Origin of the sequence: Paenibacillus xylanexedens (assembly GCF_007680605.1) — a bacterium.
Classification (GTDB): domain Bacteria; phylum Bacillota; class Bacilli; order Paenibacillales; family Paenibacillaceae; genus Paenibacillus; species Paenibacillus xylanexedens_B.
In genome coordinates this window covers 82951-108404 of sequence record NZ_VEIO01000009.1, presented here as the reverse complement: position 1 = coordinate 108404, position 25454 = coordinate 82951, and the positions used below count along the sequence as shown (strand labels likewise).

The following is a 25454-nucleotide window of genomic DNA, read 5'->3' as shown; positions in this document are numbered from 1 at the left end:
GGATTAAATTTTAGCATAAATATACAAAGATATACGAGTATATAATTTAAATGCAGTTGAATTAGTCTATATCCTTGACTAATATAAATTCTTATTCAATCATGTGATTAAATTGAGAATTATTATTATTTATCTAAGATTAAAGGAACAAAAAAACGAATTGTAATTCTAATGCAATTCGTTTTTTTTGTTGTCAAAAAATTATAAACCCATCAATCTGCAGCAAAATGCACCACGGCACTGTACAACATTTTGTTGCGAACAGGATCAAACGTAGTTTGATGCTGAACCAGCTTCACACGTAAAAGAAGGGCTTTGTTCACGCCCATTCGTTCATCGATGGCCCGTTCCAGTTCCTGAAAGTCATAAGCTTGAAGGCATTCAACCTTGTCCTTCATGATATCCAGTGAAATTTCCATAAGTGACGTAAACCTCCATTATATACAATTGGCCCAATCCAGAGCCTTCCGAGATTAATTGTAGTTGAGCCTTTAGGGATCAGCAAGTGAAAATCAGTTAAATCGTATGTGATTATTTAATTTTAGATAAATTCATTTTGGGAGGAATGGTTCCGAGGATTCTTGCGATTTTCGTAATCTGCCCTCGATGAAGAAATTCATGTACCAGCAAATCTGTCGCTGCAAATAACGCACGCATTTCCTGTACATCTATTATGGATTCCGGCTTTAGCTTGGGAATGGTTCGTCCAAGACCGCGAACGCCTAACCATACACGATAACAATCTGTGACATGAACATGCAGATTACGGATGGATTCTCCACCTAATGCTTCAAGGGGTTGCAGGTATGATGCGGGGGACATCGTCTCACACATCTGGAAAGGGGCTCTCTCGTTCGTTTAATCATTTCATATTGATACATTAAAATATTCATTTTAATTAATCTCCTTTATAAGCGGCAAACCATTCATTTTTAATTAAAGATTAAACATATCTATAATATCCTCCATATATATTGATGTCAAATATTTTCAGTTTTACAGGAGAAGTATGCTTCTTTCAGGGGTGTGATATAATTGAGCTACAACTGTTTGTCTATTTTCGGGATGAAGAATATTCCTAGTATGCATAGAGAGGTTTTGGATATGACGAAAGACAATTTTTGGCGTGAATTGCCACGACCATTTTTTATATTGGCGCCGATGGAGGACGTGACGGATGTTGTATTTCGGCATGTCGTTAGTGAGGCGGGCAGACCGGATGTGTTTTTTACCGAGTTTGCGAATACGGAAAGTTATTGTCACCCGGAGGGCAACAAAAGTGTGCGTGGGCGGTTGACCTTTACCGAAGATGAACAGCCGATTGTGGCGCATATTTGGGGAGATAAACCGGAATTTTTCCGTGAGATGAGCATTGGCATGGCGAAGGAAGGTTTCAAAGGCATCGATATTAACATGGGCTGTCCTGTAGCGAATGTAGCGGAGAACGGCAAAGGGAGCGGTCTGATCTGCCGGCCGGCGCTTGCGGCGGAGATTATTCAGGCGGCAAAAGCCGGGGGCTTGCCGGTGAGTGTCAAAACAAGACTGGGTTTCACCGAGGTTGATGAATGGCGCGACTGGTTAACTCATATTTTGCGACAAGACATCGTGAATCTATCCATCCACCTACGCACGAGAGAAGAAATGAGCAAGGTGGACGCCCACTGGGAACTGATTCCCGAGATCAAAAAACTGAGGGATGAGATCGCACCGAACACACTGCTTACCATTAACGGGGATATCCTCGACCGGGAGGCTGGCCTTAAACTGGCAGAGCAGTATGGTGTGGACGGCATTATGATCGGACGGGGTATTTTCCAGAATCCATTCGCTTTTGAGAAGGAGCCGCGGGAGCACACGACGGAGGAGTTTCTTCATCTGTTGCAGCTGCATCTGGATTTGCATGATCAATATGCGGAACTGGAACCGCGTTCGTTCAGCCCGCTGGCGCGTTTTTTCAAAATTTACGTTCGTGGATTCCGCGGTGCAAGTGAGCTGAGAGGTAACCTGATGAACGCCAAAACAACCGCTAAGGTACGTGAGCTGCTGGATGAGTTCGTAAGAAAGGAACAGGTAGAGAAGGCGGAGGCAGAGGAAAGCAGTATGTAATGCCTGGATAAATAAATATTCAATTCTAAATCGCCCAAGTGGAATCATCGCTTTGGGCTTTTTATATTGTTCGGACGGCTGGAAGCTCGTTACATGCATGCTTATGTCCATTAAAAATAAAAAGACGTTACCGGAATGGATGGTCACATCGACCAGAAATTCCAGTACACGCCTGACACTTAATACGAACTGCTACTAAAGATTGATGCCAAACCAGCGAATCGCTGAGTTGAAAATATGAAAATAGTTATGACGAGGCCAGCATGTATCCTGCTCCCCGAATCGTAATAATTCTCTCGGGATGGAGAGGGTCTTCCTCGATCTTTTTGCGTAAATTACTGATGTGTACAGCGACTGTTCTCGTATCCTCCAGACTTTCCATGCCCCAGATGAGATTGAACAAGGTATCGACCGAGATGACCCGGTTCACATGTTGTGCCATGTAGGACAGGAGACTGAATTCTTTTTTGGATAAAAAAATGGTTTTACTACCTATGTTGACGGACTGCGCATAGAAATCCAGCTGCAACCCTGGTAATTCCAGCAATTGTTCCCGCCTGCTTGACGATACCCTGCGAAGATGAGCCTTGATTTTGGCCATGAGCACGCCTGGACTGAACGGCTTGGTCACATAATCATCCCCGCCATCCGTCAATGCGCTGATCTTTACCTCATCTTCCTCATGGCTGCTCAGAAACAAGATCGGCGCATCGGTATAACCTCTTGCGTTCCTGCACCAGTCAATGCCGTTTTCATTGGCTAGCATCACGTCCAGTACAATCAAATCAGGATTAAACGATGCAAGGAGCTTCATGGCTTCTGTCCCGGTATGACTATAAGCGCAATTAAAACCTTCTCGTTCGCAATACGCCTGAACAATTTCACATATATGGGGATCATCATCGATGATCATAATTTTGTGCGGGTCCTTCATGCGGTCACCTTCCTGTTTTTTGTATATATCGGCAACGATATATAGAATATTGACCCTGTTTTACCATCGCTCTCCGCATGAACGCTTCCTCCATGTGCCTGAACAATTTCCCTGCAAATTGCGAGTCCAAGTCCACTGCCCTCTACTTTCATGTCCGTGCTTGGCCGATCATATCGGTAATTGCGATCGAAGATTTGCTCGAGTTGATCCGGGGGAATACCCATGCCGGAGTCTTGTACACTAATGATCACACAAGGGTGATCTTCTGTCTCGTCCACGGCTAGAGCAAGACGTATGATTCCACCAGCAGAGGTGAACTTCATCGCGTTGGATAGGAGATTAAACACTGCCTGCTCCAATCGTTGCTCATCCATCTCAAGGATAGGAGAGTCAACCCGCTGTTCTTTTCCTCCGCCGATGTCCAGAGTGAATTCCAGTCCTGCGTCAAGCACAACCAGCTCATATTGTTCAAAAAAGCGATGTAAGAAGTCGGCTGCATGAACCGGCTCCATGTGGTATTCCACTTGTCCTGTCTCCAGATGAGACAAGAAGGACAACTCCCCGATCATATGATTAATTCGTATCGTGTTATCACGGATATACTTTAGATACTGTTCGTTTCGTTCGGGTTTCACCATGTCTTTTACCGCTTCGACATAACCAAGCATGCTGGACAGTGGCAGGCGCAAATCATGCGTAATGTAGGCAAGCAGTTTCTTTCTTCCATGCTCCGATCGGAGTAACTGCTCATACGAAGTACGCAGATCTTCGTGAGCTGCAGATAATGCATGTGTGCGTTCTTCCACCAGTTTCTCCAGATTGGTATTCATATCCGTAAGCCTGTCATTTGCTTCCTGTAGCTCACGTGTAATCCGTTCTTCGTTTGTTGCTGCCCTTGTAAATCTGGAAGAAAGCAGAATCATCTGTGCAATCGTAAATATCAACAGACCTACCGGAGAAGTATTCCCGATTGGGGACCACTCACTGAAATATAAAAAATCATTAATCACCGTAATCAAAGCAACCACCGAAACGAGCAGGAAAATCAGTGCTCCCTCTGACCGCTGTATAGCTGCCTTGGCCAGTCCAACCATTAGATATGTCATATGTAGAACCACGACCACACCAATCAGCATTAACAATTTGGTATAGATCAGTGCGGGAGTTACAACAACAACCACGCATAGCAATCCCGTTACGATCCGGCTGCCAAGACGGAACCATCGCGAGACATAATTCGGGAAAATACATTCAAAATACTTGGTAATGACATACCCGCCAAGAGAAAGAGTCAGATACTCCATCTTAAATTGCAATTCCCACGGGAAATCAGGGAAAAATTGTGTGAACATCAACTCGCCGTTCAGCAAGGAGCGGACACCGAACAACAAGGTAAACAAACCAAAGTATAACGGTGCTCTATCCTGACGGCGCAGAAGGAATAACATCAAATTATACATGCCAATGACAAGCAGACTTGCAGTGATGAACATATCTGTGGCGATCTTCAGTTTAGTCCTGACCGTTAACACATTACTGCCGCCTAGTTCGATTTCCTTGGTGATGCCGCCTCGATTATGATGGAAATTGGATACCTGCATGACTAGTTCCATCCTGTCGCTTTTGGACTCGAAGAATACTAGTTTCGTTGCCAACTGCGGTATCGTATTACTTTTGTCTTGACCTACCTTACCTTCTTCTGCAAGCAGTTCTCCATTAACCCATAGTTTATAAGCATGAAAAATGGTAGGTAGCCGTAGCGCAAGTCGCTCATTCTTGTCCTGCTCGCTAAGTTGAATGAGCAGACGAAACGTGGCAAAGCCTTCTCCTGTCAGTTCTTGACCATCCAATGGGTAACCTAGCCATGATCCAGGGATGTTGATGTATCGATCTGGCAGCTCACCCTTTTCGATCCGGTTCCGTATATCCTCAGGCGAAAGCAATTCATGCCAGTAGAATGTCCAATCCCCGTCTAACTTTACAGGATTCGTACGAATGTGATCCTGAGTTAAATCTAGCAGGCCTTTTTCGCTTCGAATAGAAGGGGAGTCTGGTGCAGACATAATGGCATAGCTTATGACCAGACCGATAACAACAACAAAAGTGATGTGAAGCAAGATCGTACGAGAACTGACTCGAAGAATATCCCTGATCATGAAGTCGACCCCAATCTACAAAATGCGCTAAAAATATCTGAATATCTTCATGATAGCATCAACAAAAGAAAATGTGTGGGTCGTGGAGATAAAAACATCCTTTCAGTGAAGTTAAATTTTTCTTCATATACGATTTGGATAGCAGGAGGACTGGATTATTGAAGAATACTTGAATGAAGGCTGAGGCTTTTCAGGTGGGGTCAAGTGAATAGACATGTATAAGCTCTCGGGGTTATTAGTTCGTCAGGCTGTGTTATAATCGAGATAATTTTCGCTTGGGGTAGGCTTCCCGGCGGATAGAACGGGTTCAATCATAGGAGGAACTATGTCCTGGAGTAAATTAAAACAACAATTAGACAGTTTTCTTAGCCCCGCACTGGCTGGAACAGTAGCATATCGGGCGACCAGCTATCGCTTTTTGCCGGATAGATCGGGGAGCTGTTACCTGACTGTGGATCAGAAAAACATTCTCAATATGGCGGATGCGACGACGCCCATTCAGTGGTATAAGAACGATCAGGAGATCAAGAATGATCCCAATATCGTCATTCCTGTAAGCCCTGAAGAGATTGAAGCGATTCGCAAGGAAACCAAAGGGGCTGTGCCGGAGGAACGTCTTGAGATCATGGTGCGAGGTCGCAAGAGCACTTCTCATGCCAAAGAGCTGTTAGCGGCTCAGGCCGCGTTGAGCAAAACCAATTTTACGGCGGTAGCCACTACGTTTCTGGCGACTTCAATTGAGGACAATCTGGAGAGTAGTGACATCCTGCTCAATATTCTCGCGTTGATCGACAGGCGAGTAGGCAAAAAGCGGATTCTGAATATGTCCGATTCAATTAAAATGAAGCATTCTGCCGTGCAGTACTTTTACGAATTGCGCCGCAGAACGGTGTGAAAATTTTAATTGCTCGTATTATACTAAGGCTATAAACAGCCTATTAAGCAAAGAGAGCCGTGCTGTAACACGACTCTTTGCACAATAGCCGCTACATATTCGAGGGGTTGCTTTGCTTGAACTTGTTAAGGGGTGAACATGTCCGATGATACGATTAACCAAACAGCAAGCCAGGCAATTTTTATTGTTAAAGCATGGGCTGGTAGGCGAGCATCAATATGATGGAAAGTCAGGGGTCATGGAATTTACAAGGCAAGTTGGTTGCATTCAATACGATCCTATCGATATCTGTGGAAAAAATGCCGAACTGGTGCTGCAGTCACGCATTCGTGGGTTTAGCAAGAATATGCTCGAAGAGCTTTTGTATCAAGATCGATTGCTGATGGATTATCCCGATAAGAATCTCGCTATAATCCCGGTAGAGGACTGGCCTTATTTCGAACGGTACAGACAGGCGGCCAGACAGCATGCCGAAAGCTATCCCCAGATGGAGGCGCTCACAAGGCAAGTACGGTCTTATATACAGCAGGTTGGTCCGGTAAGTTCGAACGAATTAAATGCATTGCAACTGGAGGGAGATTTCACTTGGCGTTCGGCCATTCACTGGAGTAGTGGGAACAACGTTTCGCGCTCGGTGCTGGAGCAGATGTATTCGACAGGCGAACTGGTTATCCATCATAAAAAAGGAACACGTAAATATTATGATCTGGCTGAGAAACACATACGAGCTGATGTATTGCATGCCCCGGAACCGTTATTGAACGAATTAGATCATCACAAGTGGAGGGTATTGCGCCGAATCGGTGCTGTCGGTTTACTGTGGAATCGTGCATCCGATGCCTGGCTTAATATATGGGGCTTAAAGACAGGGCAGCGGAACAGGGCTTTTCATGAGCTATTGCTGGAAGATCGCATTGTTGCTGTTGAGGTAGAACAAATGAAGGAACGTTTATACTGCCGGACAGAAGACGTACCTATGATTGAACGCATACTGCAAAATCCGGAGTTACAATCGCGTTGCGAATTAATCGCTCCGCTGGATAATTTAATGTGGGATAGAAAGCTTATTTATGCATTGTTTGAGTTCGACTATAAATGGGAGATCTATACGCCGGCTCTCAAAAGGAAATTTGGTTATTATGTGTTGCCTTTACTGTATGGTGATCGGTTCATTGGGCGAGCCGAGATTATCGTGGAACGGAAATCTGGAAGACTTGTTGTTAAACGTGTCTGGTACGAAAAAGACATGCAGCCAACGGAAGAGCTTGTAGCCGTGGTGAAGGAATGTTTCGAGCGGTTTGCAATATTCAATCACTGTGAGACGATTTCAATAGAGGGAAAAGACTAAGAACCAAAGACCAGAGTTGAAGAGCATACACGTTTTTATTCCACACTTGCTATAGCCTGAAGCTATTACCAGTCATACTTTTTTGGTATCTCTTCTAACCTCGCTCCGCATGATATGATGATCATATACAACGAGGGGGTTATTTACATGACTGACAAGTTCCAGATCGTAGGCAGTTTATTGCGGCCGGAAGAGCTGCTGACATATAAAACACAGATTGAACACCGGGATGATATCCAGTATCCATTCTATGAAAACTTTCAAGGATACCAGCAATGTGAGACGAGAGCGATTGAACAAGTGATCCAAAAGGAGATTGAGAATGACCTGTCTGTCATCACGGACGGCGAATTTTCCAAATCGATGTGGCATCTCGACTTTGTGTGGGGATTTGGCGGAGTGGAGCGGTATATTGCGGATCATGGGTACTTTTTCAGAGATGTGGACGGCACTTCTAAATATGAAACGCGCAAAGATATCGGGCTTCGTATTACGGGTCAACTGAGCGGCAAAAATCATCATTTCATTCAACTGTTCAAGCAGTTGCAGGACCAAGCGGGGGACCAGCAGACCAAACTCTGCATTCCATCGCCATCCCATATTTTCGGTGAATTATCGTGGTCGGACAATATTGGTGGCAAGGACGCAGTATACCAGAATACACAGGAGCTAAAAGCGGGTCTGGTGAGTGCTTATACGGAATTTGTGCAGGAGTTTGCAGCTGCGGGTGGTAAAATTCTGCAAATGGATGATTGTCTCTGGGAGCTGTTTGCCGATGACAATCCGAACTCGCCGTTTACCGGAGAGCATATTAATCAAGAGGAAGTACAGGGCCTCGCCACGGAGTTTATTGATATCAACAATACGGTCATTGACTTCGGTCATAGTCTGGGGCTGAAAATGTGGACACATAACTGCCGCGGCAATTATGATTCCCGCAACATGGGCGGCGGATCGTATGTGAAGATTGCGAATCTGTTCCTAAAGCAATTGAAGTATGACCGTTTCTTCCTGGAGTGGGATGATGATCGTGCGGGTTCCATCGAAGCGCTGGAAGTGTTCAAAGACAGACCGGATACAGAAATTGTACTGGGTCTGCTGTCCTCCAAAACAAGTACGCTCGATGATGAGGAGCGCGTGGTTCGTCTGCTGGACGAAGCCTCCAAGATTATCGACAAGGATAGGCTACTGCTGTCTCACCAATGTGGTTTTGCCTCCTGTGATGGCGGGAACGAACTGAGCGAAGCCCAACAATGGGCGAAGATTCATCAGGGCCAGCAGATTGCGAAGCAATACTGGGGGAGCTAGTCTCCATAGCATATAGATATTTTCATAGGCGTGACATAGACATAAGCGTAGAAATAGTTAACGCCTCGTAAACGGGGAGCAAACTCGACCATACGTGCTGGCTATAGACGGCGATCTTTTCCAAGCAATATTCAGGAGAGGTCGCTTTTTTATTTTGACGGATTCGTTGCATTATATTCGTTATGGCTGTTTTGTGATTCTTCTCACTTTTCTGACCTGGCATCTGCTCTACACTTGTGAAGAGTGAGTTACGGATTAGGGGTTAAAGTCTATATAGGCGGGAAGTGTAGCATGAACAATCAACGCAAGAAACAAGTTGTCATCGCTGGCGGTGGGATTACCGGATTAAGCGCAGCTTATTATATTGAACAGTTTTGCAGAGCGAATGATATTGCAGCAGAACTTATTATTGTGGAAAAAAGTGATCGATTCGGCGGACATGTACACACCGGTAAAAGGGAGGGATTCGTGATCGAACGGGGGCCGGATTCTTTTCTCGCACGCAAAACATCCATCATTGAGCTTATGCAAGAACTCGGCATGGGGGATGAGATTGTTGGTACGCGTCCAGGGGTGTTGCATAGCTATATCGCCTATCGGAATAAATTGCATCCGATCCCGGATGGCTTTATGCTCGGTGTGCCTACGAAGTGGAAACCCTTCGTAACAACTCGTTTATTGTCACTGCGGGGCAAGGTGCGAGCAGCGGCAGATCTTGTTTTGCCACGACGACCTGGCGTGGAGGATGAGTCACTGGGGCAACTGCTACGCAGACGTCTTGGCGATGAAGTGCTGGAGCAGATCGCCGAGCCGCTCTTGGCAGGCATATATGCTGGCAATGCGGACGGACTGAGTGTACAAGCAACGTTTCCAATGTTGCAGGAAACGGAGCAAAAACACCGTAGCCTGATCGTGGGTATGCTGGGTGTGAGAAAAAGCCGCGCACCGAAGCAAACAATCAAGCCTGGGGCTCAAACCACAACGGAGTCTACGTTACAACCTGCAACCAAATCGGTAGCTCGTCCAGCTTCCAAACCCGCATCACAACCATCGGGCACGGCCACTCGAAGCATGTTTTTGAGTGCACGGGGTGGATTGGAAGGTGTAGTAACGCAACTTGAACAGAGACTTTCTTCCACAGCGCATTTGATCCGAAACACGAAAATTTCCCGTGTCTCGAAAACAGAACAAGAGCAAGGAAAAGAAAATATACGTTATACGGTTCATCTTAACAATGGAACGACGCTTGCAGCGGATGCGGTAGTCATTGCGACTCCAGCGTATGCAGCAGCAGATATACTTGCACATGAGCATGAGTCGATTGCAGAACACCTGCGTTCGATCCCGTATGCTTCGGTGATGAACGTTGTACTGGCTTATCGGGAGAAGGATGTGGGCGTTTCCCTGAATGCATCCGGCTTTGTCGTACCGCGCAAGGAAGAACGCAAAATTACGGCTTGCACCTGGACATCAAGCAAGTGGGAGCATACGGCGCCGAAAGGGCACATTCTTTTGCGAGCATATGTGGGAAAATACGGCCGTGACCCGATGAGTCATCAACTTACCGATGAAGAAATCATTGCCGAAGTACGCCTTGAATTACAGGATACTATGGGGATATCCGCAGAACCCGTATATACAGAAATTAACCGATTACCGTTATCCATGCCTCAATATCAAGTCGGGCATCTAAAACGAATCGCGGAGGTTGAGAAGTTACTGGAAGATGTTATGCCGGGAGTGTACGCTGGTGGCGGAGGTTACCGCGGAATTGGCGTACCCGATTGTATCTCTCAAGGCAAGACCATGGCGGAGAAAGTTATTAGCACGCTGTTGGGAACTGGATAAACATAAAGAAGCGGCAACCTGTCCCGAATATCAATCGGGGAAAAGTTGCCGCTTTTTATTGGCAGGGCACTGAATTTACTTACGCTGCAATCATCGGCTCAAGGAATATATTCACACGATCCAGAGAAGTGAATCATGCTATTTCGCAGTAGCCTGCTGCGCCAGCCATTCTTTTTTTAATATCGCATATTGATACGTGTTCTCGTATTTCGGCGTACCGTCTTCATTTTTGACAAAAGAAATAAATTCAAGAAACAGTCCTTCCCGGCGCATGCCGAGTTTCTCACAGAGCTTCTGAGACCGGAAGTTATCGTCTTCCACATAAGCGTAAATTCTCCGAATTCCCTGCTCCATGAACAGGTATTCCATGAAGGCACGGGCACTCTCACTGGCGTATCCTTTTCCCTCAAACCTTCCGTTAAAATTCCAGCCGACACTATACGTATCCGAATCTGACGTTGATTTTGGATTCGATTTCGAGTCCGAATCTGAATCTGGATCATGGCCCTCTGTCATCCCAAACAGCTCTCCAATGATTTCATTGCTGTCTTTTAGACAAACGGCGATATGGGAGTCGTCCTTGCTTCGTTTCGCTACCTCTGCGACTGCTTCCTCAAGTGTCGACAGCTGGTGATCCATAAAGCAATTCACTCGTGGATTCGCGGTATACTCGAGCAATCCGGCAGCATCCGTTGCGGCAAAATTACGTAAAATCAATCGATCCGTTACAATGTTTTGCATATCTGATTCCTCCAATGATGACGGAAATAGATCTTGGATATCTACTCCATATTCCGTATTCCGTATTTTGTTTTGTGCGTGATTGTATAGTTGCATATTCAAATCTTCCGTAATCTTTATCCTTTTTTCGGTGCGAAGTCTCTCGGCTTAACTAAAGCAGGTGCAGTTTTTGTTTTAAACGTTGTGTGGACTTCCTTTGTCTCGTTCATCTCCTTGATCTCACTATCTTCATTGTTCTCGATGTTCATATTTGTCTGACTCGTTTTATCCGCTTTGGAGAACAGATTCATTAATTTGTCCTTGTAGATGTATCCGAATATAAATCCAACGACAGCAATAACCGATATGATGATGGCAATGGTATATTGTTGCATGTGAAGGTTGGAACCTACCACGGTCGAAGCGATAATCCAGGGCAACCGTCCAATCAGCAGAATAGTGAAGAATCGTAAAGAGCTGATGGATGTCAGCGCAGCGACAAAGACAAGCATGTCTTTGGGCAACCCGGGAACGAGGAAAAAGATAAACAAAAAGGCGGCAAATTTTCGCTCATCATGCATGAATGACATCCATTTCAGATTTTGCTTCCGCAGCAGACGCGATACAAAATCACGGCCGATGAAACGGGTGAAGTAGAAGGCAATCGCTGAACCTAAGACCAGACCAACGGTTGTATAGAAGGAACCGAGTGCAGTACCGTAGATATATCCCCCGGCAATTTGCACGATTTCTCCTGGAATCGGCGCAACGACGATCTGGAGAATCTGGAATAAAATAAACATGATCGGGCCCCAGTGTCCCGTGGAATGAATATAAGCTCTGAAATTGTCCATTGACGACATGATCTTAATGATGGCAGGCGCATAATAAACCAGCAGGCCCATGGATAAGGCAGCGAACAAGCCCAACAATATTTTCATCGCAATACGTTTTGAGAATTTCGGCATAACGTAAGACCCCTTTTTGTAATGACATTCACTATTAACAGTATAAAACGAAATCATGAAGAGATACCTACTTAACTTCTTAAGAATTCTTAAGGCGATCCTGATCCGCTGGCTCTGTTAAAATACGCAGACTATACTGGAATGAACGGAGGGATTTCGAATGAACAACAACAAGCAGATTTTAATTGCAGATGACAATAGTGAGATTCGTGAGATCGTGAAAATTTTGCTAGAAAGTGAAAGCTACGAAGTCATTGAAGCCGTCGATGGCCAAGATGCGGTAGATCAAGTAACGGAAGAGACAGATCTTATTATTCTGGATATGATGATGCCCAATAAGTCTGGACTGAAGGCATGTCTGGAGATTCGTGAAAAAACAAGTGCGCCGATCCTGTTCCTGACAGCGAAAACACAGGATTCGGATAAACAACTGGCCTTTTCGTCGGGGAGCGATGACTTTTTGTCCAAGCCATTCTCGTATACCGAACTGGTGGCAAGGGTCAAAGCGCTGCTTCGCCGATATTATGTCTACCGGGGCAAGGAGAAGGTCGAAGAGGCTGAGAACATTGCGGTGAAGGATCTGACCATTCACAAGGATGCGAAATCGGTGTATATCGGTGAGAAAGAAATCTCGCTGACGGAAATTGAGTATCAAATTCTGTTGCTCTTGGCGTCCAAACGAAGAAAGGTTTTCTCAGCCGAAAATATCTATGAGAGCGTGTGGCAACAGCCTTATTTTTATACCTGTAATAACACGGTAATGGTTCATATTCGGAATTTGAGAAACAAGCTGGAAGATGACCCGCAGCATCCTAAATATGTGCAGACCGTTTGGGGGAAGGGGTACAAAATTGAATAAACTGCTCATCGGGAAAAAACTGAAGCTCAAGCTGGTGCTCGCCATTATTCTCTCTCTGTTTGTTGCGGTAAGTACATTTATTGTGTTACAGGTGGTTGGCGAAACCGCGCTTGACAGTTATCTTAGTAAATCTACGTTTAGCGAGAACAGACAGCAGGATGCATTGGAACGATTCCAGACCATGGTAAGTAGCGAGCACTTGTCCACACAGGATCATCAGCGGCTCTCGGAGTGGATTCGTGGGGAACGGTATCTGGAGCTGTTTATGTTTGAACAGGATAAATTGATATATGCGTCCAACATAGAAGCGGATGCTGCGATCAGTGAAGAACTGTTAACTCAGTTCCTGCCTTCCCGAACACCGATTACAACCGTGCAGTTTGCAGATAAAACAGTGCAGATCTATCTGGTTGGTTTCTATGAATATCAATACTATAATCTGCTTTTGATTTTGACGGTATTCGCAGCTTTGATTACGTTTATTGTTGCCTTCTTGCTCATGATCAATCGGAAAATATCCTATATTGGCAATCTGGAGCGTGAGATTAAAATACTGGAAGGCGGCAATCTGGATTATAAGATTACGGTATCTGGTAAAGACGAGCTGTCATCGCTGGCATGGAGTATTGATGAAATGCGGAAATCATTTGTGGAACGGCTTGGCAGCGAGGAGAGGGTGAGAAGCGCGAATCGAGAGTTGATTACGGCGATTTCTCATGATTTGCGCACACCGCTCACGATTCTGCTGGGATACATGGACATTATTGAACTGGGCAAATACAAGACACAGGAGGATCTGCACCAGTATATTCACAATAGCCGAGAGAAGGCTTATCAGATCAAGATATTATCAGATAAGCTGTTTGAGTACTTTACGGTCTCTTCTGCGTCAGAGGAAGAGGATGTGGAATCCGAAATCTATGATGGGCGAGAGTTGTTTGATCAGCTTCTGGATGAGCAACTGGCCTTAATGGAACATTTCGATGTTGAGTTGAAGCAGAAATACGGGGAACAGGCCTTTTTGATCGAGTTGAATCTTGTAGCGATCCGTCGTGTGTTTGATAATATTTTCTCGAATATAAAGAAATATGCGGATCGTTCTCATCCAGTGGATATCGATTTATCTATAGAGCAACAGTCTTTAATCATGACCGCTCGGAACCGGATTAGACCTGTGGACAAAACGAAGGACAGTAACGAGATCGGACTTGTGAGTTGCCAGAAAATCATCGAACAGCATAACGGAACATTGAAGATATCTCAGGCAGCAGACATATTTATCCTACAGATCGAATTGCCCGTTATTCTCAGTAAATGAGCTCGGAAGTCGTATTGACGTAGCAGGGGCGAAAAAGGGGGATAAAGATGCACTTCAGTAGGTTTGAAGACACGTCCCGGGAAGAAATAATACATTTTCGCTTATTCGATGTAACTTCCGCCTGTTAAGAAGGGTTATATAAGAGAGTAGTAAAAGGGGAAAAAGTGTAAATGAAAATGAAGTGAAAGTAAGGGCCACAATGTGAGTGAGGGGAGAGGCTTTATGAAGAACAATCATACTCCACTGAGTAAAACTCGGGTTTTAGAAGAACTGGACTCGCTTGGTTATTCGAACCGAATGAAAGAGATTGCACGGCTGGGACGGAATCACCTGGCTGTGGGCGCGAATGATTACGCTGCGTTACTGATTGAGCTGTTGGACAGCGGGACAGCGTACGAGGCACATCTGGCATTAACCGGAGCTGGTGCGGTAAAGGATGCACAAGCTGTTATACATGCATTAAATCATCTCAAGGCCGGGGTCAGGGGCCGGGCTGCCAGGATGTTGGCAGAGGTGGTCACTGATCCGGGGTATGACATTGAAACCGAGATCGTTTCGATGTCGCACCATTGTCGTCAGCAACTGTTGCGGAGCATTGTGAAGTATACCAGACAGGACTGGGCGGAACGGCTGTTGCCGATCGTATTGGAACGTTGGGGCGCAGATGACGCTATTTTCCTGCTATCCATGTGTGGTGAAGCAACGGTTTGCACACGATTGCCACAGCTTGGATATGCAATTCATAATTGGCGAACCGTAACAACCCGGTACCCGGATCTGGTCGCCGCTTACTTAGAAAATGCCTTGAATCAGGTATCGGAGAGCGACAGGTCCAGTGTGTGGTATGAAATGAGCACGGCGGTAGAGAAGCTTAGTGTATTAAGACCAGCAGCAGTCCTGAAATATGCATTGTCTTATGGTCCCAAGGAACAGATTCATCCTGTGATTAAGAATCAACTGGGCATCCTGATTCGGACTAGCCCTGAGCAAGTATTCGAGTTGCTTACGAGGCAGGAGACAAGGGCATATCTGCTGAACAACGGAGTTCCGGCTGGTGTGTTGAAAAAGAGAAGATACTTCACCGCTGCGCATTGGACTGCAATTGTGACCCTACTTGCCGATGCACCTTTTCAAGTGGCAAAGGTGCTGGGTACGCTTGCCCCATCGAGCCGTGAAGCGTTATTTAACGCAGCATATCCGAAGCAGGAGCGAACAAATCGAGTGTTCCCAATATCCTTGCTCGATGTACTGCCGCATCAGTTGCGCGACAAAGAAGCGGTTCGCATGCTTAACCTGCGAGAAGTCCGGGAAGACCAAGGAAGAACGTTCGAAATGACAGCACGTCGTCTGATTGCACAAGTTAGAGAAACGCTGGAACAGGCTGTTCAGGTGTCGAATGCGGATGAGCGTGCTATGGCGTATTCCCGGCTGATACAAAGCACGGCTCTGTCCCGTAGTGGGATGGAGGAAACGTTACGGTTCCTGACGAGAGTGAAAAACGATCAGGACCCGGTGCGATTTATGGTTATAGCCGAACTATCGAGATGTCCAGTCACGATGTTTAAGCAAGAGCATGTGCAACATCTGACGATCCTGGTGGACAGTGTCATTGAGGCCAGAGATACTTCGTATGGAACCAGAACGGGAGTCGAGCAATTGGCTTTTGACATGCTGCTGGAGCATGCAAGTGAACCCGAGCGTCCCTTGTTCCAATTTGCGCTTAGAACGATCAAGCGCATGGCGATGCGTGATGGGCAGTTTATGTTATTTTCCAGAGAGTGGAACAGTCTGCCGCAGGCCGCACTCGAAACCTTATTTGATGAGATCTATGCCATAGGTGTAGAAGCGAACAAGCGGGAGAGTGACTACGTCGTTCTGCAGATGGCTAGTGCATTTGGCAAAGCGATTGATCGGTTGCCCAAACTTCACGCCCTTCTGGAAGAGTTAGTGAAAGGGAAGAAGTCAGCGGCTCAAGCGGTCAGGTATTGGCTCGCACCCTACAAGACCAGGGATAAACGGGTTAGGGAACTGCTGGACCTTGATCCGACATTCATTTCATTCTACGAAGTGTTCGAGCACTTGCATCTGAAACGTCAGGAGTGGCTTGATCCGTTTATCTCCGGCAAAGTCCTCAAAGGCAAGCATTTGACAGGGAAAACGGTCTATCTCGTTCCAGCTTATCATGGCTTTTACCGCTGGTTGCCTCGTCAGCAACAGGCGCTGGCTTCGCTGCTTGACCGGGTGGCACAAGACAGCAAGCGGAGCTTCTATGAGCGTGCCAATGCGATGCGGAGTATGGCGGGTATGCCCGATTATCGCTCGAATCAGCTACTAGAGCATCTGTTAAATGATCCGGAAGTACATATCGTGGAGGCCGCCCTGCATGCTTTTTCGTTAACGGAGGAACCGGAAGACGCCCTACCTGTTTTATTAAATAATCTGGATGGAGATCGTGCCCGAGTAGCGATGTACTCCATTCCGAGGTGTGCACGCAGGGTGAACCCGGTGCTGCTCACGTCCATGCTTTCGAGTCTGTTGGACCGGGAGAAACTTAAGATTACAGTGCGGAAAGAAGCGGTTCGGTTGCTGGGAACTTATAGAAGTAGTGAAAGCGTGACCTTACTCACTCGTGAATTTGAGAAGCCGAAGCGGCACAAGGATGTCATTATTGCCATTGGTCATGCAGCCAGACAATGTCTGGATGATGAGCGAAGCTGGGCGATGATGAGTGTAATGGCGTCCTCTTCAGATCGCGACATTGCGCGCAGTTTGCTGAATCAGCGTCCGGATGAACTTCCGGTGGAAGCGCGACTGCGATATTTACAGTGGATTACCGAAATTGCGGGCCATGATGACCCGATTGTATCGATGGAAGCTTTTCATGCGATGTCACGCTGGGGACATGTGGGTGCAGAGGTCATTTCACAATGTGCTGGCAAAGCATTAATCGATCTGCAGGATGGTACGCGCTGGAAAGCCGCGATTCATGCCTTGGTTACGGTTAGCAGGGACGGGGAAGTGAATGATGAGGTGGTACAGGTCATCCGGCAGTTGGCTGAAGTGGAGGTAGAGGACAACTGGAATGCAGGTAGAGAGAGGGATTTACCGCATCGTCAACGTTTGCTGGAGTTGATTGATCAGCTTGTCTCGGGTTCTATATCGGTGAAAAGGCGACTTGCTCCATTATATGTAGCCATGATCGAGACTCTTCAGCATCATGAATCGCTGAAGCTGAGCGCGATTCGTCTGCACTTGGCTGCAATGGACTGGAGCCAGCCGGATCAGGTGGTACTCCGGTTGCATCCTGTCATTGATATCGCTAATGCACATCCATATACACTGGAATCGGTGAATCGGGAAATTACACAAACAGTGCTTGTCAGCAAAGGATATTGGAAACCGGAGCAACTGCTCGACATCGTAGATGTGTTGAGAGTGCGGAAGGATATGGCGTCTTCCTGGGTAGGGCTGTCATTGCTAAAGATTGCTGGTGAGGAGTTACTATGGAATCAGGATTGCCGCAATCGCTTAAGAGCTTACCGACAGCATGAGCAAGAAGCGGTTCGTCTGCAGGCGTTGGACAGTTGGACAATACTTGAATAACATCATTGTTTTCACTACAATCGAGTAGAATCAGTTCGCTACACCACTACATGCTAATGAAGCGGGGGAGAATGAGGATGACCACGAACTCCATTGAAAATGAAAAAGATCTGTCACCGGAACAACGTGATGAATTGTTCAAGGCATTAAAGACCCGTTTTGAAAAGAATATGAGTCGTCATCCCGATCTGGATTGGGTTAACGTCGAGGCCAAACTCGAAGCTCACCCTGATAAACTGTGGTCGCTCCACGAGATGGAGAAAACAGGCGGCGAACCGGATGTTGTGGAGTTAGACAGTGAGACAGGTGAATATATCTTTGTAGACTGTTCAGCAGAGAGCCCGAAGGGCCGTCGCAGTGTATGTTATGATCAGGCCGCACTGGATGCACGTAAAGAGAACAAACCTAAGCATAGCGCTGTTCAAATGTGCATCGAGATGGGCATTGAGCTTCTGGATGAAACCCAGTATCGTGAACTGCAGCAACTGGGTAACTTCGATCTGAAAACCTCCAGCTGGGTGGTGACACCTGAACATATTAGACAGCGGGGGGGAGCTATTTTTTGCGACCGCCGTTACGATACCGTGTTTATGTACCATAACGGGGCAGAGTCCTATTACGCTGCAAGAGGTTTCCGTGGTTTGTTAAGGGTGTAAATGAAATCTAGATAAGTGAACTAAAGATTTTACACAGTTCACTCCGATGACAGAATAATCCTCCAATCGCTGTTATCCCCAGATTTTTTGATTTCCTTCTCTAAAGGGGAAAATCTGGTGATAAAGGCGAACGCTTTGCTTTTCCAGCTTTTTTCTGTCCTCTTCGTTAACGTGTAAAAGAAAGTTCAGCTTATATAGATTGCATTAGGTCAAGTGAAATAGGGCAGTCCCAACAGGGATAGAGAGGAACGATTCGGCAGGTTGCGAATGGTTCCTCTTTTTGATTTAAATTAAGTTAAGTGAGTTAAGTTATATCTCCTTTGTCATTTGGCTCCTCAATATGCACCATAACCCGAACCAGATAATCCTCCGCATGTTGCAGCACAATCTCATCCTGCATGTAATCCTCGTAAGCATCACCCTTAATGACATACTGATTCTTCTCTATATGATCAAAGATTTGCGGAAAAAATCTCTCGGTATCTCCATAGTCGGCTCTGGCATAAGAAACCAGATAGAATCCCTCCGGCATATAGGCCTGTTCATGATGCTCTGTGGTCATGTAGCTATACATATGGGAGATCATGTCTCCATTTTTCCGAAGTAGATCCGCTTTAGGAATGATGACACCGCCGGGATAACCGAGTGGTGCATGTTCCTTGTTCAAACGTACTCGAAAATCCTCCCATAGTTCCTCAGGAAACTCCTTTTTTGATGAGTAGATCTGGCGGCTCAGTAGCAAGGGGGTTTCAGGTTGCCAGATAACATGCATTTGGCTGGTGTCGAGGTGCATGGATTGCTCTATATTTTCCGCACGCTGAATAATCATCTGTTTCGCCTGAGTCAGTTTGGCAATTTGCAACTGCAAATTTTCCTCCTGTTTGCGCAAAAGTTGAAGAGTGGTTTCCGGGGAACGCTCACCGAGATGCTGCTGAATTTCCTCGAGGGACATGCCCAGCTCTTTGAAAATATGAATAACGCCGATTATTTCAAACTGGTTGTGGCTGTAATAGCGATAACCGTTATCTGCCACATAGGCAGGTTTGAACAGACCGATCCGGTCGTAGTAAATAAGAGTTTTGCGCGAAACTTCGGATAGCTTGGAAAAAGCACTAATGGACAACATTTCATTGGAATGCATAAGTACCTCCAGGTCAAAAATAATGGATTGACTGTATAGTTACTATACAGTTTATAATACAGCTGTTCTGAGCGCCGATCTACTTCTAGATGGCAGATCAGCGTGTTTATTTTAGATGAGGAGAATGCATATGGTCAGGAAATTACTGCAAAGTGTACGAGAATATAAAAAAGATACGTGGCTGACGCCTTTGTTTTTACTTGGTGAAGTGGCCATGGAAGTCATTATCCCGCTGTTTATGGCCGAATTAATTGATCAGGGAATCACTGGGGGCCAGATGAATCAGGTGACCAAGTACGGCTTGATTCTGGTGTTGTTTGCCCTCGTGTCTCTGGTCTTCGGGGCGTTGGCGGGTAAACATTCTGCGATCGCAATGTCGGGATTTGGCAAAAATCTGCGTTATGACCTGTTCCGTCATGTGCAGCAGCTGTCGTACTCCAATATGGATAAATTCTCGACTTCAGGCATCGTCACCAGGCTGACTACGGATATTACGCATGTGCAAAATGCATTTCTGATGATTATCCGGATTGCCTTCCGCAGTCCGGTGATGATGATTTTTGCAACAATTATGACGTATCGCATCAGCCCATCCATCGCAACATGGTTCGTGATTGTTATACCCGTGCTGGCGATTGGCATGATCATCATCATGAAGTATTCTTTTCCGATTTTTGAGCGGGCCTTTGATAGTTACGATGATCTCAATAAAGTTGTTCAGGAAAATGTACGCGGCATCAGGGTTGTGAAATCGTATGTGCGAGAAGAGCGTGAGGTATCCAAGTTTCAAGCTGTATCCCAGCGGATATTTGCACAGATGGTTAAGGCAGAACGCATTCTGTCGTATGAAATCCCACTGATGCAAATTGTGCTATATACCGTGATGCTGATCATCTCATGGATTGGCGCCAAACTGGTTGTGGGCGGAAACATGACTACCGGGGAGCTTACAAGTGTATTCGCGTATTCCATGCAAATTCTAATGAGTTTGATGACCCTGGGCATTGTTGTTATTATGGTTGCCATTGCCCGAGCTTCGGCGGGACGGATTAATGACCTGTTAAGTGAACAGCCGGACATTACCAGCCCTGAATCGCCAGTTGCAGAGCTGCACAACGGGGAGATCGAATTCCGCAATGTGTCCTTCCGTTACTCAGGTAAAGCCGAGAATTATGCCCTGTCTGGCATCAATCTGCGAATAGCTTCGGGACAGACGATTGGTGTTATTGGAGCTGCGGGCAGTGCAAAATCCACCTTGGTACAGCTGATTCCACGTCTGTATGATGCCAGTGAGGGTGAAGTGCTTGTCAGTGGAGTCAATGTGAAGGAGTATGATTTAAGTTTGCTTCGTAGCCAGGTCGCGATGGTATTGCAAAAAAACGTCTTGTTTGAAGGCACGATTAAGGAGAATCTGCGTTGGGGCAATGAACATGCGGCTGATGAAGAGTTGATTGAAGCGTGCAAAGCGGCGCAGGCACATGAGTTTATTTCCACGTTTCCGGATGGATATGACACTCATTTGGCACAAGGGGGTACGAACGTTTCGGGAGGGCAAAAACAGAGGCTATGTATTGCCAGAGCTTTGCTCAAAAAACCGAAGATTCTGATTCTGGACGATTCCACCAGTGCCGTAGATACACGGACCGACGCGTTAATACGCAATGTTTTCAAGGAAAGCATACCGGATACAACCAAGATAATCATTGCCCAGCGTATTGCATCTGTGGAAGATGCCGATCAGATTGTCGTGCTGGATGAAGGCAAGATGGTAGATATCGGAACCCATCAGGAGCTACTGGGCAGAAATACAATTTATCAAGAGGCTTATTATACACAGACGCAAGGCGGTGAAGCACTGGATGGATAACATTCAATATGGTCGGACGATAAAACGTCTGCTAGCCTACTTTAAATACTATAAATTCAGGACGACACTAGCGCTGATTCTGGTTCTGGTGAGTTCCGCCGTCTCTGTCGCTTCAGCGGCCTTTCTACGATTGCTAATCGATGACTTTATTACGCCGCTGCTCGGGAATCAGAACCCCGTGTTTGACGCCTTGTTACAGGCTTTGGTTATTCTGGCTGTAATCTACGTCGCTGGAGTTATCAGCACGTTTATCTCAAGACGGCTGATGATTACCGTCTCACAGCAGATTATGAAGAGGATTCGTGACGGCTTATTCGATCACATGCAGAAGTTGCCGATTAAATATTTTGATCGTAAAGCCCACGGGGATATTATGAGTCATTACACAAACGACGTGGACACGCTGAACATGATGCTGACGGATGGATTGCCGCAGTTGTTATCCACTGTCGTGACCGTTGTGGTCGTTCTCGGTACAATGTTATATCTGGATGTGCCGTTAACGATCGTGGTTGTACTAGGTGCACTTGCCATGCTCTGGATTACCAAAGTTGTGGGTACCAAGGCAACCCAGCACTTTTTCAGGCAACAGGAATCGATTGGTGTGGTAGATGGATATATTGAAGAGATTATTCATGGGCAAAAAGTGGTGCAGGTGTTCGGTCGGGAGCAAAAAGCGATGGAGCAATTTGCCCGCCTGAATGATGGGTTATTTGACGACTCGGCTACAGCTAACAAATATTCGAATATCCTCATGCCAATCAATGCGAATCTGGCCACATTAATCTACGTACTTGTGGCCATTGCAGGCGGAGCTATGGCAATATCGGGCTGGAACGCCGGTCTGAGTCTGGGAATTATCGCAGCTTTTTTGAGTTTATCCCGTAATTTTACGATGCCCATTGCCGAGATATCCTCGCAGGTCAACATGTTTGTTGTAGCTCTTGCAGGGGCTCAGCGGATCTTTAACTTAATGGATGAACAGCCTGAAGCAGATGAAGGCCGTGTGACGTTAGAGAAAAATCAGGATCAGGCCGGATGGGTCTGGAAACTGGAGGATGGAACAAGTGTTGTTCTGAAAGGTAAAGTGGAGTTTAAAGATGTCAGTTTTACGTATGACGGAAAGAAACAGGTGCTTCAGAATATTACGTTATATGCCATGCCTGGACAGAAACTTGCGTTCGTAGGTGCCACGGGTGCGGGCAAAACAACGATTGCCAACCTGCTGAACCGTTTTTACGATATTACAGAAGGCGAGATCATCTATGATGGCATTAACATTCAGCGTATTCGCAAAGCAGATTTGCGGCGTTCCTTGGGAATTGTACTGCAGGATACCCATCTGTTCTCGGGTACGGTAGCTGAGAATATTCGCTACGGAAGGCTGGAGGCCAGTGACGATGAGGTCATTCAGGCGGCGAAGCTGTCGTATGCGGCGAGTTTTATTGAACGTCTGCCTGACGGGTATGAGACCTGGCTGGATGGTAACGGGAATGGACTGTCACAGGGGCAGAGCCAGTTGCTGGCGATTGCCAGAGCAGCGATTGCGAGTCCGCCTGTCATGATTCTGGATGAAGCCACTTCATCCATCGATACACGTACCGAAACCTTGGTTCAGAAGGGCATGGATAATCTGATGCAGGGCCGAACGGTATTTGTGATCGCCCACCGTTTGTCTACCGTGCGGAATTCCAATGCCATTATGGTGCTGGAGCATGGCAAGATTAAGGAACGTGGCGACCACAAACAGTTGTTAGCGGAGAAAGGTACGTATTATCAATTGTATACTGGAGCTTTTGAGTGGGATTAAGGAGACTGATCCAGAGAGTGCTCATAAAACAGTAAAACACTAAAACAGCTAAATAGTAGGATAGAAAAATAGCAAAATATACGATAGACAAGACCAAAAGAGCCGTGCATATTGCATGGCTCTTTTTTGTCGGACAGATACTTGCTGAAGGAAGAAGCAGATATGGGTTTAAAACTAATGTCCTGAATCTTGTTCAAAAACCGTGAGGTGTAAAATCTTCTGCATCAAACGACAGGTTCGTTTTGCTTTTTAAAATATTGCTCAATCACCAATTCAAGCACAGGTTCGGGCTCCGCTAGCTGCAACTGTGCCTGATCCGTAAATTCCATGCGATACGGCTGTTCAGTACTGCTCGGAATCCAGTAGGGTAGAGGTTTACCGGTGGAATCCAAGCCATTAGGATCACCTGTCGCAATGAAATTCGATAGATAATTACACATCTGGCGTGCGAGATCATAATGTTTACCCGTGAAAGGGCGCCAGCATTTGGCGAGGGTTTCAAAAAAGAACCACAGATCGACCGAATGGAACGTGCCTGGCTGATCCCAGCCTGGAATCTCTGCGTCAAAATTATAATAATAAAGTGGCGTCTCCGACGGATGACCGCTATTAGAACGGATTACAAGCTGAATCGCATGTTCAATCATGCGCACAGAAGCCCGCTGTAAGGCATGATCGAGATCGCCAGTATCGGCTTCACATCGCTCTAAGAAGGCAGGGGCATCCTCGCCAAATAGCTCTGTAGCCATTTGTTTCAGTTCCTCCACACTGTTTACCGCAGGCTTGGTCCAGAACTCGGAGGATGTATGTCCAAGCATGACAGGAACAAGTTCACGCTTATGTTGCATGAAACGGGTGAACGGATCACCTATACAGAACTGATCATCAATGACCGTTCCCCAGAAACTCCGATATTCCAGGATTTTATCCCGTAAAGTGATGGCGTCCAGCTGCCTTGCTTCCTCCAGTGAAGCTACCCCCAGAAAACGGAAAAATTCAACGCCTTTCTGCTCGGCATCCCGTAGCGTACTGCGAACAGCAGGCACAGGAACGTTCGGATACAACTCTGTTGCTATACCGCTCATGATGACAGCACGCTGAAATAGGCCTTTGTTTTGCGGAGAGGTCATCTGGCTAAGAACACTGCCACCGCCAGCAGACTGTCCCCCGATTGTAATCTGATCCGGGTCACCGCCGAACGCGGCAATGTTACGCTTCACCCACGCTGTTCCTGCCTGCTGATCCAGATGCCCGAAATTCGCTGGTGCGTGCGGTGACTCCGCACTGATCTCTGGATGGCACAGAAAACCAAACGCATTCAAGCGGTAATTGACGGTCACGACCACAATGCCTCTGCGTGCAATGCGTTCACCGTCGAATTCCATCTCGGCCGTGTGACCGACTTGGAGCCCACCACCGAAATACCAGACAAATACAGGCAGCTTCTCATCGGTTCGTTTGGCAGGTGTCCATACATTTAGATACAGACAATCCTCATTCATCGGCAGGTCGGGATCAACCGCCCATTCCCTTGTGTAGATGTTATTATCATCAATGACGGTTGGTGCCTGCATGGAGGTTGGCGCAAAATCAAAGGCTTGCAGTACACCATCCCAATCGGAAGCAGGCTGTGGCGCACGCCAGCGATTCCGGCCTACAGGGGGCGCGGCGAACGGAATACCTTTAAAGCTTGTAATACGTGGATCTGCGGCAGGCAGTCCCTGAACTTGACCATTTTCGACCGTAACATTTCTAAGCAACACAACATTCTCCTCTCTGAATTGAACATCGTTCATGTATGTCGATCCAAGATGTTTGGTTGCGCTTACAATTATGCTAGGTGATGTGCCTTCTTTCTCTATCATAAGCAACTTGGAACGTTGTTTCCAGCATCGAAATTAAACCAAGAACCCCTCA

General features: G+C 46.4%; 19 protein-coding genes. 11 read left to right on the top strand and 8 right to left on the bottom strand.

The window, feature by feature from the left end; genetic code table 11:
• Positions 1-212: 212 nt before the first annotated feature.
• Both FS818_RS24895 and FS818_RS24890 read right to left on the bottom strand, forming a co-directional pair.
• On the bottom strand, positions 213-419 hold the full coding sequence (locus FS818_RS24895; RefSeq protein WP_145335714.1) for a DUF2536 family protein: 207 nt from the start codon (positions 417-419) through the stop codon (positions 213-215).
• A gap of 112 nt (positions 420-531) precedes the next feature.
• Complete coding sequence (locus FS818_RS24890) at positions 532-822, bottom strand: hypothetical protein (RefSeq protein WP_260984801.1); 291 nt, start codon at positions 820-822, stop codon at positions 532-534.
• Positions 823-1104: 282 nt separating this feature from the next.
• On the opposite strand from FS818_RS24890, the gene FS818_RS24885 reads away from it, so the two are divergent.
• Positions 1105-2106, top strand: a complete 1002-nt coding sequence (locus FS818_RS24885; protein ID WP_145335712.1) for a tRNA dihydrouridine synthase — start codon at positions 1105-1107, stop codon at positions 2104-2106.
• Between the two features lie 247 nt (positions 2107-2353).
• On the opposite strand, the gene FS818_RS24880 is transcribed toward FS818_RS24885, so the two are convergent.
• Both FS818_RS24880 and FS818_RS24875 read right to left on the bottom strand, forming a co-directional pair.
• Positions 2354-3040 (bottom strand): response regulator transcription factor, encoded by a 687-nt coding sequence (locus tag FS818_RS24880; protein ID WP_145335710.1) that lies wholly within the window; start codon positions 3038-3040, stop codon positions 2354-2356.
• Positions 3037-5196 carry an ATP-binding protein gene (locus tag FS818_RS24875; protein ID WP_145335708.1) on the bottom strand — a complete coding sequence of 720 codons (2160 nt, stop codon included), beginning with the start codon at positions 5194-5196 and terminating at the stop codon, positions 3037-3039. The genes FS818_RS24880 and FS818_RS24875 overlap by 4 nt, the downstream gene beginning before the upstream one ends.
• Positions 5197-5521: 325 nt before the next feature.
• Between FS818_RS24875 and FS818_RS24870 the strand changes: the two genes are divergently transcribed.
• From FS818_RS24870 to hemG, 4 genes are all read left to right on the top strand, one after another.
• Positions 5522-6091 carry an SF0329 family protein gene (locus tag FS818_RS24870; protein ID WP_145335706.1) on the top strand — a complete coding sequence of 190 codons (570 nt, stop codon included), beginning with the start codon at positions 5522-5524 and terminating at the stop codon, positions 6089-6091.
• 145 nt (positions 6092-6236) lie between these two features.
• Complete coding sequence (locus tag FS818_RS24865) at positions 6237-7439, top strand: winged helix-turn-helix domain-containing protein (protein WP_145335704.1); 1203 nt, start codon at positions 6237-6239, stop codon at positions 7437-7439.
• A gap of 147 nt (positions 7440-7586) precedes the next feature.
• Complete coding sequence (locus FS818_RS24860; RefSeq protein ID WP_145335702.1) at positions 7587-8747, top strand: cobalamin-independent methionine synthase II family protein; 1161 nt, start codon at positions 7587-7589, stop codon at positions 8745-8747.
• A gap of 291 nt (positions 8748-9038) precedes the next feature.
• Positions 9039-10595 (top strand): protoporphyrinogen oxidase, encoded by a 1557-nt coding sequence (gene hemG / locus FS818_RS24855; protein WP_145335700.1) that lies wholly within the window; start codon positions 9039-9041, stop codon positions 10593-10595.
• A 138-nt stretch (positions 10596-10733) separates the two neighbouring features.
• Here hemG and FS818_RS24850 read toward each other — a convergent pair whose 3' ends face one another.
• Entirely contained in the window at positions 10734-11336 is a 603-nt protein-coding gene (locus tag FS818_RS24850) for a GNAT family N-acetyltransferase (protein WP_145335698.1), read from the bottom strand.
• A 116-nt stretch (positions 11337-11452) separates the two neighbouring features.
• Positions 11453-12283 (bottom strand): TVP38/TMEM64 family protein, encoded by an 831-nt coding sequence (locus tag FS818_RS24845; protein WP_145335696.1) that lies wholly within the window; start codon positions 12281-12283, stop codon positions 11453-11455.
• Between the two features lie 160 nt (positions 12284-12443).
• On the opposite strand from FS818_RS24845, the gene FS818_RS24840 reads away from it, so the two are divergent.
• The 4 genes from FS818_RS24840 (at position 12444) to FS818_RS24825 (ending at position 18719) form a co-directional block, all read left to right on the top strand.
• A complete protein-coding gene (locus FS818_RS24840; RefSeq protein ID WP_145335694.1) occupies positions 12444-13142 on the top strand; it encodes a response regulator transcription factor in 699 nt (232 codons plus the stop codon).
• Positions 13135-14460, top strand: a complete 1326-nt coding sequence (locus FS818_RS24835; protein ID WP_186331847.1) for a sensor histidine kinase — start codon at positions 13135-13137, stop codon at positions 14458-14460. Before FS818_RS24840 ends, FS818_RS24835 begins: the two co-directional genes overlap by 8 nt.
• A gap of 222 nt (positions 14461-14682) precedes the next feature.
• A complete protein-coding gene (locus FS818_RS24830) occupies positions 14683-18063 on the top strand; it encodes a HEAT repeat domain-containing protein (RefSeq protein WP_145335690.1) in 3381 nt (1126 codons plus the stop codon).
• A gap of 77 nt (positions 18064-18140) precedes the next feature.
• On the top strand, positions 18141-18719 hold the full coding sequence (locus tag FS818_RS24825) for a DUF4256 domain-containing protein (RefSeq protein WP_145335688.1): 579 nt from the start codon (positions 18141-18143) through the stop codon (positions 18717-18719).
• Positions 18720-19023: 304 nt separating this feature from the next.
• Here the strand turns inward: FS818_RS24825 and FS818_RS24820 are convergent, their stop codons facing one another.
• Positions 19024-19860 carry a MerR family transcriptional regulator gene (locus FS818_RS24820; RefSeq protein WP_145335685.1) on the bottom strand — a complete coding sequence of 279 codons (837 nt, stop codon included), beginning with the start codon at positions 19858-19860 and terminating at the stop codon, positions 19024-19026.
• Between the two features lie 130 nt (positions 19861-19990).
• On the opposite strand from FS818_RS24820, the gene FS818_RS24815 reads away from it, so the two are divergent.
• Positions 19991-21727 carry an ABC transporter ATP-binding protein gene (locus FS818_RS24815; protein WP_145335683.1) on the top strand — a complete coding sequence of 579 codons (1737 nt, stop codon included), beginning with the start codon at positions 19991-19993 and terminating at the stop codon, positions 21725-21727.
• Positions 21720-23537: an ABC transporter ATP-binding protein gene (locus tag FS818_RS24810; RefSeq protein ID WP_145335681.1), complete on the top strand. Its 1818-nt coding sequence runs from the start codon at positions 21720-21722 to the stop codon at positions 23535-23537. The genes FS818_RS24815 and FS818_RS24810 overlap by 8 nt, the downstream gene beginning before the upstream one ends.
• Before the next feature lie 224 nt (positions 23538-23761).
• Here the strand turns inward: FS818_RS24810 and FS818_RS24805 are convergent, their stop codons facing one another.
• Positions 23762-25297 carry a carboxylesterase/lipase family protein gene (locus FS818_RS24805; RefSeq protein ID WP_145335870.1) on the bottom strand — a complete coding sequence of 512 codons (1536 nt, stop codon included), beginning with the start codon at positions 25295-25297 and terminating at the stop codon, positions 23762-23764.
• Between the last annotated feature and the right edge of the window lie 157 nt (positions 25298-25454).

Bases quoted from the DNA above. Each gene is read 5' to 3' on its own strand.
- FS818_RS24895 (WP_145335714.1), bottom strand. From the start codon at position 419: ATGGAAATTTCACTGGATATCATGAAGGACAAGGTTGAATGCCTTCAA.
- FS818_RS24890 (WP_260984801.1), bottom strand. From the start codon at position 822: ATGTCCCCCGCATCATACCTGCAACCCCTTGAAGCATTAGGTGGAGAA.
- FS818_RS24885 (WP_145335712.1), top strand. From the start codon at position 1,105: ATGACGAAAGACAATTTTTGGCGTGAATTGCCACGACCATTTTTTATA.
- FS818_RS24880 (WP_145335710.1), bottom strand. From the start codon at position 3,040: ATGAAGGACCCGCACAAAATTATGATCATCGATGATGATCCCCATATA.
- FS818_RS24875 (WP_145335708.1), bottom strand. From the start codon at position 5,196: ATGATCAGGGATATTCTTCGAGTCAGTTCTCGTACGATCTTGCTTCAC.
- FS818_RS24870 (WP_145335706.1), top strand. From the start codon at position 5,522: ATGTCCTGGAGTAAATTAAAACAACAATTAGACAGTTTTCTTAGCCCC.
- FS818_RS24865 (WP_145335704.1), top strand. From the start codon at position 6,237: ATGATACGATTAACCAAACAGCAAGCCAGGCAATTTTTATTGTTAAAG.
- FS818_RS24860 (WP_145335702.1), top strand. From the start codon at position 7,587: ATGACTGACAAGTTCCAGATCGTAGGCAGTTTATTGCGGCCGGAAGAG.
- hemG (WP_145335700.1), top strand. From the start codon at position 9,039: ATGAACAATCAACGCAAGAAACAAGTTGTCATCGCTGGCGGTGGGATT.
- FS818_RS24850 (WP_145335698.1), bottom strand. From the start codon at position 11,336: ATGCAAAACATTGTAACGGATCGATTGATTTTACGTAATTTTGCCGCA.
- FS818_RS24845 (WP_145335696.1), bottom strand. From the start codon at position 12,283: ATGCCGAAATTCTCAAAACGTATTGCGATGAAAATATTGTTGGGCTTG.
- FS818_RS24840 (WP_145335694.1), top strand. From the start codon at position 12,444: ATGAACAACAACAAGCAGATTTTAATTGCAGATGACAATAGTGAGATT.
- FS818_RS24830 (WP_145335690.1), top strand. From the start codon at position 14,683: ATGAAGAACAATCATACTCCACTGAGTAAAACTCGGGTTTTAGAAGAA.
- FS818_RS24825 (WP_145335688.1), top strand. From the start codon at position 18,141: ATGACCACGAACTCCATTGAAAATGAAAAAGATCTGTCACCGGAACAA.
- FS818_RS24820 (WP_145335685.1), bottom strand. From the start codon at position 19,860: ATGCATTCCAATGAAATGTTGTCCATTAGTGCTTTTTCCAAGCTATCC.
- FS818_RS24815 (WP_145335683.1), top strand. From the start codon at position 19,991: ATGGTCAGGAAATTACTGCAAAGTGTACGAGAATATAAAAAAGATACG.
- FS818_RS24810 (WP_145335681.1), top strand. From the start codon at position 21,720: ATGGATAACATTCAATATGGTCGGACGATAAAACGTCTGCTAGCCTAC.